The sequence below is a fragment of the Xanthomonas axonopodis pv. maculifoliigardeniae genome, assembly GCF_041519315.1.
GTDB classification, from domain to species: Bacteria; Pseudomonadota; Gammaproteobacteria; order Xanthomonadales; family Xanthomonadaceae; genus Xanthomonas; species Xanthomonas euvesicatoria.
In genome coordinates, this window is record NZ_CP167998.1 from 3,181,658 (window position 1) to 3,198,377 (window position 16,720).

Genomic DNA, 16,720 nt, shown 5'->3' on the forward strand with positions numbered 1-16,720 from the left:
CGCGCGCATGGACATGAACCAGCTGATGCAGACCTTCCTGGCCGAGAGCCGGGACCTGCTCGAAGACATGGAACGTCATCTGCTCGAAGCCGAGCGCGGCGAACCGTCGCCGGATGCGGTCAATGCCATCTTCCGCGCCGCGCACACCATCAAGGGCTCCGGCGGCCTGTTCGACCTGCCGCAGCTGGTCGGCTTCACCCATGTGGTGGAGAGCGTGCTGGATCTGGTACGCGACGAAGCGCTGAGCTTGAGCTCGGAACTGATCGGGCTGCTGCTGGTGTGCTGCGACCATATCCATGCCTTGGTGGAAACCGCCGCAGACCCGAGCCACGCCGACCCGGTCGCGCTGGCCGCCGAAGCCGAACCGCTGCTTGCGCAATTGCAGACGTATCTGCAACGCAGCGCCTGCGGCGTCACTGCAGCCGCGGTTGCGCAAGGCGCACCGGAAAAGCAGAGTGGCTACTGGCGGATCACCCTGAAACTGTTCGCCGACGCACTGCGCTTCGGCAATTCGCCGCTCAAGCTGATTCGCAACCTGCGCAGCCTGGGCTCGGTCGAATCGATCACCACCGATATCAGCCAGCTGCCGGCATTCGACGACCTCGATCCGGAAGCCAACTACCTGGGCTTCCAGATCCTGCTGCGCAGCGATGCCGACCGCGCGGCCATCGAAGAGGTGTTCGAATTCGTCCGCGAAGATTGCGATCTGGAGATCGTGTCGGTTCCGGCGCCATCCGACGCCGCTGAATTGCTCAGCGCCGAAGCGGCAGCCAGCCCCACGCCGAACAAGCCGCTTGCTGCAGTACCCAGCGCCGCTTCGGCCCCAGGCCGTGCCGCGCCGGACGCTGCCGCGCGCAGCGCCGACGCGCGTTCCATCCGCGTGGATGCCGACAAGCTCGATCGCATGATCGATCTGGTCGGCGAACTCATCATCGCCGTGTCCAGCACGAGTGCCAATGCGCAACGCACCGGCGATGCGCAGTTGCTTGAATCGGCCTCGATCCTGGCTGGCCTGGTCGAAGACGTGCGCGAAAGCGCGTTGCAGCTGCGCATGGTCAAGATCGGCGGCACATTCAGCCGCTTCCAGCGCGTGGTGCACGACGTGGCGCGCGAACTGGGCAAGGACATCGCGCTGGTGGTGGCCGGCGAAGACACCGAACTGGACAAGTCGGTGGTGGAAAAGATCGGCGACCCGCTCACCCATCTGGTGCGCAACGCGATGGACCACGGGATCGAACCGGCCGAGGTGCGCGTGGCGCGCGGCAAGCCTGCGCGCGGCACCGTCGGGCTCAACGCGTATCACGACTCCGGCAGCATCGTCATCCAGATCACCGACGACGGTGGCGGCTTGAACCGCGACCGCATCCTGGCCAAGGCACTCGAACGTGGCCTGATCGAACCAGGCCGCCAACTCAGCGACCGCGACGTATTCGCGATGATCTTCGAACCGGGTTTCTCCACGGCGGAAAAGGTCACCAATCTGTCCGGGCGCGGCGTGGGCATGGACGTGGTCAAGCGCAACATCACCGCACTGCGCGGCACGGTCGAGATCGACAGCGCCGCCGGCGTGGGCACCACCATCTCGGTGCGCCTGCCGCTGACGCTGGCCATCATCAACGGCTTCCAGGTCGGCGTGGGCAAATCGGTCTTCGTGGTGCCGCTGGACGTGGTCGAAGAGTGCGTGGAGTTCACCCCTGACTACGCCAGCGACTACATCGACCTGCGCGGCAGCGTGTTGCCCTACGTGCGCCTGCGCGAACTGTTCGCGCTGGGCGGCAAGACGCCCTCGCGCGAAAGCATCGTGGTGATCCGGCAGGGCGCACAGCGCTTCGGCCTGGTGGTGGACACCCTGCTCGGCGAATGGCAGACGGTGATCAAGCCGCTGTCCAAGGTGTTCGCGCAGGTCAAAGGCATCAGCGGCTCGAGCATTCTGGGAAGCGGCGATGTCGCACTGATTCTGGATGTGCCCAGCCTGATTCAGCAGTTGCATCCCAACCAGGACGCGTTGGCGGCCTGAACGCCCGCGCCATCGCTCCGTCCGAACCGTCGTTTGTCGTTACCTGACCCCAGGAAGCTACCGTCATGTCACACCGTCTACCGATCGCTACGCAGTTGTGGTTCACCGCCGCGCTTGCAATCGCCCTGCCCGTTGTCGTGGTCGTTGCCGGCGTGGCGCTGGCGCTCTCGCACGCAGCCTTGCTGGGCACCAGCCTGGTTGCAGCATTGATCAGCGGCGCCTTGCTGGTCTGGGCAATCCGTATCGCCAGCGCGTCGCTGGAGATGGCCACCACCACGCTGGACGCGTTCTCGCGCGGCAACTTCGATGTGGCGCTGCCGCAGGTGCGCGAGGACCAGGCCAGCGATGTCCTGCGCGGGCTGCGCAAGGTGCAGAGCGGCATCCGCCATGTCAACGAGGAAATCAATCGCGTTTCGCGCGAACACGATGCCGGCGAGATCGACGCGCGCATCGACGTGGCGCGCTTCGAAGGCGATTTCCGCGCAATGGGCGACGGCATCAACCGCATGGTGGCCAGCCATATCGCGGTGAAAAAGCAGGCGATGGCCTGTGTGGCCGAGTTCGGTCGCGGGAACTTCTCCGCCGAACTGGAACGGTTGCCGGGCAAGAAGGCCTTCATCAACGAGATCGTCGACCAGATCCGCGGCAACCTCACCGGCATGGTCGCCGAGGTCAATCGCATGTCGGCCGAGCACGATGCCGGCGATATCGATGTGGTCATCGACACCCAGCGCTTCACCGGCGATTTCCGTCGCATGGCCGAAGGCATCAACGCAATGGTGGCCAGCCATATCGCGGTCAAGAAGCAAGCCATTGCCTGCGTCAGCGAATTCGGCCGCGGCAACTTCACCGCACAGCTGCCATTGCTGCCGGGCAAGAAGCGCTTCATCAACGACACCATCGAACAGGTACGCGGCAACCTCACCGGCCTGATCGCCGAGATCAACCACATGTCGGCCGAACATGAAGCCGGCGATATCGACGTGGTCATCGACAGCAGCCGCTTCGATGGCGACTTCCGCAGCATGGCGCTGGGCATCAACCAGATGGTGGGCGCGCATATCGCGGTCAAGAAGCTGGCGATGGGCGTGGTGGCCGAATTCGGCCGCGGTAACTTCGATGCCCCGCTGGCGCAGCTGCCGGGCAAGAAGGCTTTCATCAACGACACCGTGGAGCGCGCGCGCGGCAACCTGCGCAGCATTTCCGAAGTGATCCAGGTCATGGGCGCGATGGCCGAAGGCGACCTCACCCACACCGTGGAAGGCCGCTACGAAGGCGCCTTCGCCGACATGCAGCGCTACGTCAACACCACCATGAGCCGCCTCACCGAGATCGTCGATGAGGTCAACCGCAACGCCGAAAACCTGGCCAGTGCGTCGGAAGAGGTCAGCGCCACCGCGCAGGCGCTGGCCCAGGCCGCCAGCGAACAGGCGGCCGGCGTGGAAGAAACCAGCGCCTCGCTGGAGCAGATGACCGCCTCCATCGCACAGAACACCGAAAACGCGCGCGTCACCGACAGCATGGCGGCCAAGGCGGCCAGCGAAGCGGCCGACGGTGGAGACACCGTGCGCGCCACCGTGGTGGCGATGAAGGACATCGCCAAGAAGATCGGCATCATCGACGACATCGCGTATCAGACCAACCTGCTGGCGCTCAATGCCGCCATCGAAGCCGCGCGCGCCGGCGAACACGGCAAGGGCTTTGCGGTGGTCGCCGCCGAAGTGCGCAAACTGGCCGAGCGCAGCCAGATCGCTGCGCAGGAAATCGGCGAAGTGGCCGAATCCAGCGTGGAACTGGCCGAAAGCGCCGGCCGCGTGCTCGGCGAGATGGTGCCTTCGATCCGCCGCACCTCCGACCTGGTGCAGGAAATCGCCGCCGCTTCCGAAGAACAGACCGCCGGTGTCAGCCAGATCAACACCGCCGTGGGGCAATTGAACCAGACCACCCAATCGGCCGCCGCCAATGCCGAAGAACTGGCCGCCACCTCGGAAGAGATGAGCGCGCAGGCCGAACAGCTGCAGCAGCTGATGGGCTTCTTCCGGCTGGGCAATGGCGGCCGCGGCGCCGCGTCGGGCAGCAACAGGCAGGGTCCGCGCAGGATCGCCGCGCATGCGCCTGCCACGGTGAGCAGCGCGCAGCCACGACGCACCAACGTGCGCCAGCTCAGTGCGGTGGCCGCCACCGCTGATGCGATCGACGAATCGCAATTCGCCAGCTTCTGAGGAGCCGACGATGCAAGCGCTTCCTGCAACCGACCGCCAAGTGCCGTCTTCGACGGCACCGCAGCAATACCTCACGTTTTTGCTGGGTGGGGAAATGTTCGGCCTGGGCATCCTGGGCATCAAGGAAATCATCGAATACCGCATCCCCACCGACGTGCCGATGATGCCGCCGGCACTGCGCGGGGTGATCAATCTGCGTGGAGCGGTGGTACCGGTGGTGGATCTGCAGCAACGCTTCGGCCGCAACGCCAGCGCGATCACCAAGCGCAGCTGCATCGTGATCGTGGAGATCGCGCATGGCCAGCTGCATCAGGTGCTCGGGCTCCTGGTGGATGCGGTCAGCGAAGTGCTGGAAATCGCGCCTTCCGACATCGTCGACACGCCCAGCTTCGGCGCCGGCATCGCGCGCGACTTCATCCACGCCATGGGCAAGATCGGCGAGCGCTTCGTGATCCTGCTCGATGCCGATGCCGTGCTGGGCAACGACACGCTCGCCCAGCTGCCGGCCGCCGAGCTGGCGGCCTGACCTCACGCATGCACTCAAGGACTCCCATGCGCCCCGCCCTTCTCTCCTGCAACTGCACGCTGGCCGGCCCGGTCCTGGTCGTGGACGACAGCGTGGTCCAGCGCGAACACGCCATGGCGCTGTGTCGCCAGCTCGGCGCAAGCGTGGTCGACGGTGCCGTCGACGGAAACGCGGCACTGGAATGGCTGACGCGCGCCCAGGCGCCATCGTTGTTGCTGGTGGATCTGGAAATGCCGGGCATGGACGGCGTGCAGTTGCTCGACGCCCTGGCGCGGGGCAAATACAGCGTGCCGGTGGTAGTGGTCTCGCAACGCGGCGGTGCCTTGATCGATGCAGTGATGCAACTCAGCCGCAGTGCCGGCGTGCGCGTGCTCGGCGGCATCGAAAAGCCGATGAACCTGCAAGATCTGGCCACCGTGCTGGATTGCGAACCGGAGCCGGCCGCCGATGCACCGGCATTCGCGCCGGTGGCGATCTCGCCGCTGATGTCCAGCGGTGGTGCCGCCGCCTCGCGGCTGGACCGTGCCATGCGCCGCGGGGAGATCCGTGTGGCCTACCAACCCAAGCTAGACCTGAAGGACGGCCGCCTGCGTGGCGTGGAAGCGCTCGCACGTTGGCGCCGCCCGCAAGGCGACATGATCGGCCCGGACCGTTTCATTCCGCTGGCCGAACGCGAAGGCTTGATCCACGCGTTGACGCAGCAGGTCATCGACAAGGCCATCGCGCAATTGGTGGACTGGCGCGCCGAAGGCTTCGACCTGAGCCTGGCATTGAACCTCTCGCCCCGGCTCTTGGGCGAAGACCATTTTCTCGAAGAGCTGTGCGCCAAGCTGGGCGAGAACGGCCTGAGCCCGGCCGACCTGGTGCTGGAACTCACCGAAAGCGCCATCGTGGAGCCGGCCAATGCGCTGAGCATGCTGGCGCGTTTGCGCCTGCACGGGTTCGGCCTGTCCATCGACGACTACGGCACCGGCTTCTCCTCGCTGCAGCGGCTGGCCAGCATTCCCTTCACCGAACTCAAGCTGGACCGCAGCTTCGTGCATGCAGCGCATCGCAGCCGCAGCCAGCGCACCGTGCTCGAATCGACGCTGGAGCTGGCGCATCGGCTCGAACTCACCGCCGTGGCCGAAGGCGTGGAAACGCCCGACGACTGGCGGCTGCTGCGCGAACTTGGCTGTGACCTGGCACAAGGCTATCTGATGGCCTCGCCGATGCCCGGGCCGATGCTGTCGGAGTGGTGGCGCGAACACGCCATGCGCATCGCACGCCTGAGCGACAGCACGTTCCACAGCGATGCGGACGTGGCCTGAGCCGATGAGCACCGCGACCGCCATCACCGAACAGGAGTTCGGCCGTTTCCAGCGCTTCATCTTCGAAGCGGCCGGCATCACCATTTCCTCCGGCAAGAAGGCGATGCTGTGCGGCCGCCTGGGCAAGCGCCTGCGCGAACATCAGTTCAGCACCTATACGCAGTACCTGCAGCTGCTGGAAAGCCGCCAGGACCGCAGGGAAATCCAGACCGCGATCGACCTGCTCACCACCAACGAAACCTATTTCTTCCGCGAGCCCAAGCATTTCGAGCTGCTGCGCAGGCTGGCCGGCGAACACCGTGGCGGGCTGCCGTTCCGCTGCTGGAGCGCGGCCAGTTCCAGCGGCGAAGAGGCCTACAGCATGGCCATGGTGCTGGACGACACCTTGCAGGGCCGCCCGTTCGAGGTGGTGGGCACCGACATCAGCACGCGCGTGCTGGCCAAGGCGCGCACCGGCCATTACGCGCTGCAACGTATCGACGGCATCCCGCAGGCCTATCTCAAACGCTATTGCCTGCGTGGCCAGGGCGAGTACGACGGCACCTTGCTGGTGGAGCGGCGGCTGCGCGAGCGCGTGCAGTTCGTGCACGCCAACCTCAATGCCGCGCTGCCGGCACTGGGCAGCTTCGATGCGATCTTCCTGCGCAATGTGATGATCTATTTCAACGGCCAGACCAAGCGCGAAGTGATCCTGCGCGTGCTGTCCAACCTCAAGCCGGGCGGGCACTTCTGCATCGGCCATTCGGAAAGCCTGAGCGAACTCGACATCGATCTGGTCCAGGTGGCACCCTCGATCTTCCGCAAGGCATGACCCAAGGATTCACCGTGTCCACAGCGCTCCATCGCCCCGCCGCCAACCCTACGACCATCAAGGCCATGGTGGTCGACGATTCGGCAGTGGTACGCCAGGTGCTGGTGGGCGTGCTCAACGACGCGCCGGGCATCGACGTCATCGCCACTGCCGCCGACCCGCTGCTGGCGATCGAAAAAATGCGCCAGCACTGGCCGGATGTGATCGTGCTGGACGTGGAAATGCCGCGCATGGACGGCATCACCTTTCTGCGCAAGATCATGAGCGAGCGGCCCACGCCGGTGGTGATCTGCTCCACGCTTACCGAAAAAGGCGCGCGCGTCACCATGGATGCACTGGCCGCCGGCGCGGTGGCGGTGGTGACCAAACCCCGCCTGGGTCTGAAGCAATTTCTCACCGACTCTGCCGACGAACTGGTGGCGACCGTGCGCAGCGCAGCGCGCGCCAACGTCAAGCGGCTGGCGGCGCGCGTGACTGCCGCGCCGCTGGAAGCGGAGGTCAAGCACACCGCCGATGTCATCCTGCCGGCACAAAGCGGACGTGCGCTGGCGCAGACCACCGAACGCATCGTCGCCATCGGCACCTCCACCGGCGGCACCCAGGCCCTGGAAGAAGTGCTCACCGCGCTGCCGCGCGTCTGCCCCGGCATCGTGATCGTGCAGCACATGCCGGAGAAATTCACCGCTGCCTTCGCCGCGCGCCTGAACGGTCTTTGCCAGATCGCCGTCAAGGAGGCCGCCAACAACGACCGGGTGATGCCGGGCCGTGCATTGATCGCACCGGGCGGCAAACATCTGCTGCTGCGTCGTAGCGGCGCGCAGTATTTCGTCGAAGTGCTGGAAGGCCCACCGGTCAACCGGCATCGCCCGTCGGTCGATGTGCTGTTCCGCTCGGCCGCGCGCGCGGCCGGCAGCAATGCGCTGGGCATCATCATGACCGGCATGGGCGACGATGGCGCCGCCGGCCTGCTGGAAATGCGCCAGGCCGGCGCACGCACGGTGGCACAGGACGAACACACCAGCATTGTGTTCGGCATGCCCAAGGAAGCGATCAAGCGCGGCGGCGCAGACCGTATCCTGCCGCTGGGCGCGATGGCGCGCGAGATCGTGACGCAGCTGCAGTAACGCGACGGACGTCCACGTCACGCGCTCAACGCTCTGACAGAGCCACCGCGTCTACCGCGTCTTCCGCGCGACAGACCCACTGCACCTGCTGGACAGAGCCTGTGCACCTGCTGGACACAGCCATTGCCCATGCTCCAATGCAGCCATTGCGTCTGCTCCAACGCAGCCACTGCGTCTGCGCCGCATCGACGCGCGCATTCTCCTGTCCATGAAAGACCGCCACATTCCCTTCTCCCGCCAGCGGGAGAAGGTGCCCGAAGGGCGGATGAGGGCAACACGCTAACCAGCCAGCTACAGCTGCGACTCCAGCGGCAACCAGCCCATTACCGCTGCTGCGCCACGTCGCCACACGCTCGCCGCCGGCTCGCGCGACCACACCTCGGGCGGCTGCGCGGCATCGTCGTGCCAACGCAGCTCGCCCTGCTCCAGGGTCACGCGGTAACTCACCGGCGCACTGATCTTGTGGTTGTACAGCCGCTCCAGCTCCGCGGTGACCAGGAGGTCGTTGAACAGCAGGCCCATTTCGGTATTGAGGTTCATCGAACGCGGGTCCAGGTTGAACGAGCCGATGAAACCGCTGCTGTCGTCCACGACAAACGCCTTGGTATGCAGGCTGGCGCCGCTGGAACCGAACAGGCTGCCGTCCGGCTTGCCCATCGGCTTGAGCTCATGCAGGCGCACGCCCTGCTGCAGGAGCGGCACGCGATAGCCGGCATAGCCGCTGTGCACGGCCACCACGTCGTTGGCCGCCAGCGAGTTGGTCAGAATGCTCACGCGCACATCGCGCTGGCGTAGGTTGCCGATCCAGCGCATGCCCTCGTCGCCCGGCACGAAATACGGCGAGATCACTTTGAGCTCGCGCTGTGCGTGCGCCATTTCGCCGATCAGCACCGGCGTCATCCAGTCGGCTTGCGGCGGCGCACCTTCGGCTTTTTCCGGCGGGTCGGAGACGATGCGCGCCTGCGACACCCAGTGCACCGGTCGGTCGCCCTGCATCAGTTCACGCACGCTTGGCGAGCGCTTGAGCCGCTCCACGTACGGATGCGCGCGCACCGATGCCATGCCCGCGTCCAGGCTGCCACGCAAGGCCTCCAGTGCCTGCGGCTTTGCGGTGACCAGCGCAGACAGCGGCAAGGCATTGGGGCTGTTCCAGTACGCGTCGAACACCTGCTCGGCCTGGCCCACCGCCGGCCCCATCAGCGCCGCATCCATATCCATGAAGTTGGTGTCGCGCGCCGCATCGAAATATTCGTCGCCCACGTTGCGCCCACCCACCACCGCGATGCGGCCATCGGCAATCCAGGCCTTGTTGTGCATGCGGCGATTGATGCTGAACATGCGCAGCACCATCTCCACGCCGCGCATCAAGGTGCCTTCGCGCGCGCGTGTCGGGTTGAACAGGCGAATCTCGATCAGCGGATGGCTATCCAGGGCAGCCAGCACCGAATCGCTGCCATGGATATTCATGTCGTCCAGCAACAACCGCACGCGTACGCCGCGATCGGCCGCGCGCAGCAATTCGTTATGCAGCAGGTTGCCGGTGAAATCGGCATGCCAGATGTAGTACTGCAGATCCAGGCTGCGCCCGGCCGCACGCGCGGTGAGCGCACGTACCGCAAACGCATCGACGTTATCCGGCAGGATCACCATGCCGGTCTGATCGGCGTGCGCCTGTTGCAGTGGCGCCACCACCTTGTCGATGGGCGTCGCGACCGCCGTGGCAGGCAGCACGTGACTGACCGGCCCGCGTTGGCGGTCGGCAAAGCGCCCGTAGCCGTACAGCGATAACGCGCTGGCCAGCACCAGTACCAGCAGCGCAATGCCGAACCATTTGAAAAATTTCCGCTTTGTCACTGCCGATTCCGCGATGCGCAGCGCGGCAGTGTAGAGCCCATGCGGGCAGGCCGGTGTGCAGACGCCGCCACAAGCAACCTCGACAATTCCCGCGAGAAACAGACGGGTGTCGTGGAAGTGCCGTGGACGCGAGTACTCGCAGCACCGCGTGCCGCACAGGGCGAACGTGGTGGTTACGGCGTCATCAGCGGTATGGCGCGCCAGCTGCCGAAGCACCAGCGCGCGCCCGCGGCGCTTACCAGATGGTCACCCGCTCCTTGTCGCCACGTACCATCGCATCGCCGGGCTTGCACTGGAACGCCTGCGCAAACGCCGGCATGTTCGACGGCGCACCGTTGGCACGGAAACTCGCCGGTGCGTGCGGGTCGGTGTTCAGGCGCACGCGCAATTCGCCATCGGTGAAGTTGCGGCGCCAGACAGTGGCCCAGTTCATGAAGAACCGCTGGTCCTGCGAATACCCATCGATCTGCGTGTTGGCGGCCGGCTGCTCCTGCAACGCCATTTGCAAGGCATCGTACGCCACGGTCAGGCCGCCCAGATCGCCGATGTTCTCGCCCAGCGTCAGCTTGCCCTTGACGTGCACGCCCTTGATCGCTTCATAGCCATCGAACTGTGCCACCAGCCGGTCGGTGCGCTCGGTGAACAACTTGCGGTCTGCATCGGTCCACCAGCTGTCGAAGTTGCCCTTGGCATCGAACTGGCTGCCGGAATCGTCGTAGCCGTGCATCATTTCGTGCCCGATCACCGCACCGATGCCACCGTAGTTCAAGGCCGGATCGGCCTTGGGGTCGAAGAACGGCGGCTGCAGGATGGCGGCCGGAAACACGATCTCGTTGCGTGTGGCGTTGTAGTACGCATTCACCGTCTGCGGGGTCATGTGCCACTCGCGCTTGTCGACCGGCTTGCCGATCTTGTCCAGCATGTCGCGGTAGTTGAATGCCTGCGCGGCCTGCATGTTGGCAAGAAAGCCGTCGCCACGCGTCTGAAGGCCCGACCAATCGCGCCACTGGTCCGGGTAACCGATCTTGGGAGTGAAGCTGGCCCATTTCTCCAGTGCGCGCTGTTTGGTGTCCGCGCTCATCCAGTCGAGCTTTTCCAACCGCGCCTTGAGCGCCGCCGACAGGTTTTGCACCAGTTGCTGCATCTGCTCCTTCGATTCGGCCGGGAATGCAGATTGCACGTACAGCTGGCCCAGGGCCTCGCCCATCGCCTCGTTGACCGCATTCAAGGTGCGCTTCCAGCGCGGCAGCATGTCCTGCTGGCCGCGCAGGGTCTTTGCGTAGAAATCGAAATTGGCCTGCTCGAACGGCTTGGCCAGATACGGCGCCGCTTCGTCCACCGTATGGAAGCGCAGATACGCCTTCCAGGTAGCGATCGGCGTATCGGCCAGCATCGCATCGAGCTCGGCGAAATAGCCCGGCTGGCTCAGCGAGAAGGTGCCGGCCGGCACCTTGAGCGCTGCGAAAAACGCCTTCCAGTCGAAGTGCGGCGTGATGGCGTTGGCGCCGGCCACATCGACCGGGTTGTAGCGCTTGGCCGGGTCGCGCAGTTCGATACGCGACAACGACGCATTGGCCAGGCGCGTCTCGAACGCCATCACCGCCTTGGCCTGCGCGGCCGTCTGCGCTGCCGGGATACCCGACAGCTCCAGCATCCGCGCGATGTAGGCCACGTACTGCTCGCGGATCTTTGCCTGCGCCGGATCGGTGTAATAGCCCTTTTCGGGCAAGCCCAGACCGCCCTGCCCTGCGTAGGCGATCATCTGCTCGGAATTCTTGTAGTCGGCATTGGCACCGAACGAAAACACCAAGCCCTGGCCTTGCGCATAACTGTTGCGCAACCAGGCGGCGATGGACGGCGCATCGGTCAATGCGTCGATGTCCTTCAACTGCGGCTGCAGCGGCGTAATGCCCGCTTTGTCGATCGCCGCTTCATCCGAGCCGGTCCGCCACAGGTCGGCGATCTTGGCATCCACCGAACCGGCCGACAGATTGCCGCGCGCCAGTTGCTCCACCAACGCGTGCTGGATGGTCAGCGAGCGCTCGGCCAGCACCTCAAAGCTGCCCCAGCTGGTGCGATCGGACGGCACCGGATTGGCCTTGAGCCACTTGGCGTTGACGAACCCGTTGAGGTCCTGACACGCAGCGATGCTCGGGTCCAGGTCGCTGCTGCTGAATGCCACGATCGGCGCATCGAGCTTGGACACATCCACCTTGGTCGATACCGCCTGCGGCGCGGCAGGCGCCACCTTGGCGGTGTCATCGGAGGCGCCGCACGCAGACAGCGCGACCACGATGGCGACCGCAAGCGACAGCGGAGCTAACTTGCGCAACTTCATTGAATTCTCCAGGGCATGACCGCGCAGGCGCGATCGAAAAAAAGTCGACATCCGGTCGGCAAGCGCCGGCGAAGAACCGCGCAGCGCAGGCGCCCGCCTCTTCGTCAGTCGCTCTGCAACCGGCCAGACCACATCCGTGCAGCGGCACCGCAACATGAAGTCGATGCCGTGCGCCATGAAAGTCCATTGCATCTGTACAGCACGTGGGCGTCCGTCATCGGCACCGCCACGCACTGCTTCCACTCCACCTGCATGCCGGCGCAACGCGCGCCATCGCATGCGCTCAACGCCGCGCGTAAAACGGCGCCATCACCAGATACACCGGATACGCCAGCACCATCAGCGCCAGGGCGACCTCGTGCCCCGACGCCGCATCGGCCCACGCTTCCATCTGTGGCGCCGGCCCAGCCACGCCAAACCCCAGCAACAGCGCCCCCATCGCGCAGATCAGCAGTGCCAGCGCCAGCCCCGCGCCTGAGATGTCGCCAGCAGCCAAGGCGACAAACGCAGCCCCGCCGGCCACCAGCATGCCGAGCGTCACCAGATACGCGCGACAGTAAACGGCAGTCATCTGCCGGGTTCTCCGTTTGCCGGACATCGTGTCTCGCCTGCGCCTCGGTGCCGAGCGCGTATTACCCTCTCGCACCGCTTCCATTCATCACCGCACGTAGCCGCTTGCAGCCTCATGCGCACAAGAACGCGCGCTGCGCGCACCGCACGCAGCGCTGCAACCGCCGGCGGCGATTACTTCGCCTTGCCCTGGTTGGCCACCGCTTCGGCCGCGCGCTTGGCCGCTTCCGGGTCGCCCAGGTAACGGAAGCTGCGCACCTGCAGGTTGTCGTCCAGCTCGAACAGCAACGGGATGCCGGTGGGGATGTTGAGCTCGAGGATCTGCTCGTTGGAGACATCGTTGAGGTACTTGTACAGCGCGCGCAGCGAATTACCGTGCGCGGTCACCAGCACGGTCTGCCCGGCCTTCAACTGCGGCGCAATCGCGTCGTGCCAATACGGCAACACGCGTACCAGCGTGGTTGCCAACGACTCGGTCCCCGGCAGCGCATTGCGGTCCAGGGTGGCGTAGCGCCGGTCATGGCACGGGTGGCCCGGGTCGTTGACGTCCATCGCCGGCGGCGGGATGTCGTAGGAACGGCGCCAGATCTTGACCTGCTCCTCGCCGTGCTTGGCCGCGGTTTCGGCCTTGTCCAGGCCTTGCAGGCCACCGTAGTGGCGCTCGTTGAGGCGCCAGCTCTTGGACACCGGCAACCAGTCCTGGTCCAGTTCCTTCAATGCGCCCTGCAGCGTGTGGATGGCGCGCTTGAGCACCGAGGTGTGGGCGACATCGAACTGCAGCCCTTCGTCCTTCATCAGCTTGCCGGCCGCCACAGCTTCCTGGCGGCCCTGGTCGGTGAGTTCCACATCCACCCAGCCGGTGAAACGGTTGTCCAGATTCCATTGGCTCTGGCCATGGCGCAGCAGTACGAGTTTGCGGGTCACTACGGTTCTCCGATTGGGGCCGATCAGCCTGCGATTGTAGCGGCAGCGCGTGCATCGCAGGCGTGCACGAGATCGCCACAGGCGGCGCGCGATGCTTTCGCAATGCAGACCAACGATCCCGTATTCGCCGGTTGGGACGGCAGCGTGATTCAGGCGCGACAGTTGCAGCAGCAACTGGCACGGCGCGTGGTGCTCGATGACGCGGTGAGCGCAACGCCGCAGTTGCTTGCAGGGTTCGATGTCGGTTTCGAAGACGATGGCCAGATCACCCGCGCGGCTGCCGTGTTGCTGGATGCGCAGACGCTGCTCCCGCTGGAAACGCACGTCGCGCGCGTGCCGACCTCGATGCCCTATGTCCCCGGCCTGCTCAGTTTTCGCGAATTGCCCGCATTGCTGCAGGCCCTGGCGCTGCTGTCGCGTACGCCGGATCTGGTGTTCATCGATGGCCAGGGCATCGCGCATCCGCGCAGGCTGGGCATCGCAGCGCACTTCGGCGTGGTCACCGGCCTGCCGTGCATCGGCATCGCCAAGCAGCGCCTGGCCGGCAGCTTCGCCGAGCCTGGGCCCGAGCGCGGCGACCACACGCCGATCCTGCTGGGCGGCTCGCAGATCGGCTGGGCGCTGCGCAGCAAACCGCGCTGCAATCCCTTGATCGTCTCGCCCGGCCATCGCGTGTCGATGCAAGGCGCACTCGACTGGACCCTGCGCACGTTGCGCGCCTATCGCCTGCCCGAGCCCACGCGCCTGGCCGACCGGCTGGCCTCGCGCCGCGGCGAGGTGACGGTGCCGGCAGGCTATTCCGGCCACCTGCTGTGAGCAGACGTTCAAGCCGCGTCAGGCGCCGCATGCACGGGCGGACGCACTGACGCGGCGCTGAGGCGATCAATCAGTTTTCAGTGATGGCGATGCGACCGGCACCGTCGACCCGGAAGAAAACCATGTTCTTGTTGGATGGGGGCTGGAAGTTCACGGAATACCCGACTGCGTAGGGCTGATCCCTGCATGAGGAAGACGAAGAAACCACCTGATAGTTGACCGCACTGTTGAGGGTCGGCCCTGCAACGCTCCTGTTGGCATAGACCGCATAGCAGGCAACCGTCTTTCCATTCGCCGAGAAGGCCAGCGAGCGGACACCAGCGGCCACACTGATAATGCGGCTGGAGACGGCATGCTGGACGCTCTGGGCAGTACCAAGGGCTGGCACCGACGCCGCCATTACCAAGAAGAGCAGCGATTTGGTTTTCTTTCCTGAGATCGATGAGACCATGAAGGTAATTCCTCAGATTGGGAATGAGAATCTCAAACGCATCGAGTAAAACGTTAGAGCGCGAGCGGCTTGCCGCCAGGTGCGCACCGCGGACTCTGCGCCGCGAGCGACCGTTGCCGATCCGGCAGCCGTGGATCGTGCAAGGGCCGCCATTATTCATGGCGCGATGACACACGTGACTTGGCACCACGCATTTAGGTTGCGCCGGTACGCTTCCCGCAATGCAACTTCGCTCGTGTTGAAACTTCGCCGCTGCCAGAACCTGCCAACCGATGCTTCGCGGCAGCAACGGCGGCGAGGTCTGGACACGGCCGCTTGCGGTGGAAGATCAGGCCAGCCATGCTGGCCACAAGCGCCTCCGGCCTTGCCGATTGGACATGCGGAAGGGAATGGCGCCCGCGCCTACGCCTCAATGTTGCGGCCTGCCTGATCCCGGACCGCAGCGCTGGATGAGTCGTCTTCGCTGGCAACAATGTCCACGTTGGCAACGCATCTGCCTGCAAGGGACCAGGGCGTTCTCGCCACGAACCGCTGCTACGCCATGCCATGCCATGCCCGGATGGTGTTCGCGGTGCGGTGCCAGCTCGCGCCGATCGCGCATTCCCCGACGCGCATGAAGCGCCATGACTCGGACACTGCGTTTTACGCCACGCGCCCGCCTCGGCCATCGCGCATGCCAAGCTCGTGCCTACGTCATCACTCCACGAGACCGCGCATGACCACCCTGATCGCTCCACGCGTCCATGACATCGGCGGACTGGAAGTGCGCCGCGCCGTGCCCACCCTGCAGGCGCGCAGCGTCGGTCCATTCGTGTTCGTCGACGACATGGGCCCAGCCGTACTGGAGCCGGATCACGGCATCGATGTACGCCCACATCCGCACATCGGCCTGGCCACGGTCACGTTCCTGTGGGCCGGCGAAATCGGCCACCGCGACACGCTGGGCTCGGATCAGGTGATCCGCCCAGGCGACGTCAACTGGATGACGGCCGGCCGCGGCATCGCCCATTCCGAACGCACGCCAGGCCCGGAGCGCGCACGCGAACACGCCTTGCACGGCATGCAGACCTGGATCGCCTTGCCGCGCTCGGCCGAAGAAACCGCGCCAGCCTTCCATCACCACGCGGCGGCAAGCTTGCCGCAGCAGCGCCGCGACGGCGTGTGGCTGCGCGTGATTGCCGGCCGCGCGTACGGTGAGGAATCGCCGGTGCAGGTGTTCAGCGGCACGCTGAATGTGGCGCTGGATCTGGCGCCCGACGCCGAACTCGATCTGGACACCGGGCACACCGAGCGCGCCCTGTACATCCTGGAAGGCGAAGCGCAGCTGGATGGTGCCGACGTGCCAGCTCGCCACCTGATCGTACCCTCGCCCGGCGCCCGTGGCCGCTTGCGCGCCAAGACCCCGCTCAAGGCGATGCTGCTTGGCGGCGAGCCGCTGGATGGGCCGCGTCATCTATGGTGGAACTTCGTGTCCAGTTCCAAGGAACGCGTCGAGCAGGCCAAGGACGACTGGCAGGCCGGCCGCTTCGGCAGCATTCCCGGCGACGACGAGGAGTTCATTCCGCTGCCCGAGTCACCGGCCCCGAAACCGGTTAATTACCCTTGAAACCGTGCGCTGCGCGGGTGGACCAACACGCGCGATCACCAGGTCTCTTACCGGAAGTGCCACGCTGCACATGCGATGCCAGGCACAGGTGCGACACCACTTGAGCTGACTCGCAAAACTGTGGTAGTGATGGCCCTGTAGACGGAGCGCG

At 65.5% G+C, this 16,720-nt stretch carries 13 protein-coding genes; 8 read left to right on the forward strand and 5 right to left on the reverse strand.

Going from position 1 to position 16,720, the window contains the following annotated elements; all coding sequences use genetic code 11:
- Positions 1-7 precede the first annotated feature (7 nt).
- The 6 genes from ACDH77_RS13765 (at position 8) to ACDH77_RS13790 (ending at position 8,010) form a co-directional block, all read left to right on the forward strand.
- Entirely contained in the window at positions 8-2,017 is a 2,010-nt protein-coding gene (locus ACDH77_RS13765) for a chemotaxis protein CheA (RefSeq protein WP_029819857.1), read from the forward strand.
- A 65-nt stretch (positions 2,018-2,082) separates the two neighbouring features.
- The gene (locus tag ACDH77_RS13770) at positions 2,083-4,239 is read left to right on the forward strand and encodes a methyl-accepting chemotaxis protein (RefSeq protein WP_031423520.1); all 2,157 of its coding nucleotides are present in this window, start codon (positions 2,083-2,085) and stop codon (positions 4,237-4,239) included.
- Positions 4,240-4,249: 10 nt separating this feature from the next.
- Positions 4,250-4,765 carry a chemotaxis protein CheW gene (locus ACDH77_RS13775; protein WP_011348073.1) on the forward strand — a complete coding sequence of 172 codons (516 nt, stop codon included), beginning with the start codon at positions 4,250-4,252 and terminating at the stop codon, positions 4,763-4,765.
- A gap of 26 nt (positions 4,766-4,791) precedes the next feature.
- Positions 4,792-6,075 (forward strand): EAL domain-containing protein, encoded by a 1,284-nt coding sequence (locus ACDH77_RS13780; RefSeq protein ID WP_031423523.1) that lies wholly within the window; start codon positions 4,792-4,794, stop codon positions 6,073-6,075.
- 4 nt (positions 6,076-6,079) lie between these two features.
- Positions 6,080-6,886 (forward strand): protein-glutamate O-methyltransferase CheR, encoded by an 807-nt coding sequence (locus ACDH77_RS13785; protein ID WP_039417054.1) that lies wholly within the window; start codon positions 6,080-6,082, stop codon positions 6,884-6,886.
- Positions 6,883-8,010 (forward strand): chemotaxis response regulator protein-glutamate methylesterase, encoded by a 1,128-nt coding sequence (locus tag ACDH77_RS13790; protein WP_029819861.1) that lies wholly within the window; start codon positions 6,883-6,885, stop codon positions 8,008-8,010. The genes ACDH77_RS13785 and ACDH77_RS13790 overlap by 4 nt, the downstream gene beginning before the upstream one ends.
- 291 nt (positions 8,011-8,301) lie before the next feature.
- On the opposite strand, the gene ACDH77_RS13795 is transcribed toward ACDH77_RS13790, so the two are convergent.
- From ACDH77_RS13795 to gpmA, 4 genes are all read right to left on the reverse strand, one after another.
- Positions 8,302-9,864, reverse strand: coding sequence for a phospholipase D family protein (locus ACDH77_RS13795; protein WP_122272534.1), 1,563 nt, complete (start codon positions 9,862-9,864; stop codon positions 8,302-8,304).
- Positions 9,865-10,099: 235 nt separating this feature from the next.
- The gene (locus ACDH77_RS13800) at positions 10,100-12,202 is read right to left on the reverse strand and encodes a M13 family metallopeptidase (RefSeq protein ID WP_218488730.1); all 2,103 of its coding nucleotides are present in this window, start codon (positions 12,200-12,202) and stop codon (positions 10,100-10,102) included.
- Positions 12,203-12,485: 283 nt separating this feature from the next.
- Positions 12,486-12,800, reverse strand: coding sequence for a hypothetical protein (locus tag ACDH77_RS13805; RefSeq protein ID WP_029819865.1), 315 nt, complete (start codon positions 12,798-12,800; stop codon positions 12,486-12,488).
- Positions 12,801-12,946: 146 nt separating this feature from the next.
- The gene (gene gpmA / locus ACDH77_RS13810; protein WP_008572455.1) at positions 12,947-13,696 is read right to left on the reverse strand and encodes a 2,3-diphosphoglycerate-dependent phosphoglycerate mutase; all 750 of its coding nucleotides are present in this window, start codon (positions 13,694-13,696) and stop codon (positions 12,947-12,949) included.
- 102 nt (positions 13,697-13,798) lie between these two features.
- Here gpmA and nfi point away from each other — a divergent pair, with 102 nt between their 5' ends.
- Entirely contained in the window at positions 13,799-14,512 is a 714-nt protein-coding gene (nfi, locus tag ACDH77_RS13815) for a deoxyribonuclease V (protein ID WP_031423532.1), read from the forward strand.
- A 70-nt stretch (positions 14,513-14,582) separates the two neighbouring features.
- On the opposite strand, the gene ACDH77_RS13820 is transcribed toward nfi, so the two are convergent.
- On the reverse strand, positions 14,583-14,963 hold the full coding sequence (locus ACDH77_RS13820) for a hypothetical protein (protein WP_031423533.1): 381 nt from the start codon (positions 14,961-14,963) through the stop codon (positions 14,583-14,585).
- Between the two features lie 715 nt (positions 14,964-15,678).
- On the opposite strand from ACDH77_RS13820, the gene ACDH77_RS13825 reads away from it, so the two are divergent.
- Positions 15,679-16,569, forward strand: a complete 891-nt coding sequence (locus ACDH77_RS13825) for a pirin family protein (RefSeq protein ID WP_372353501.1) — start codon at positions 15,679-15,681, stop codon at positions 16,567-16,569.
- Positions 16,570-16,720: the final 151 nt, after the last annotated feature.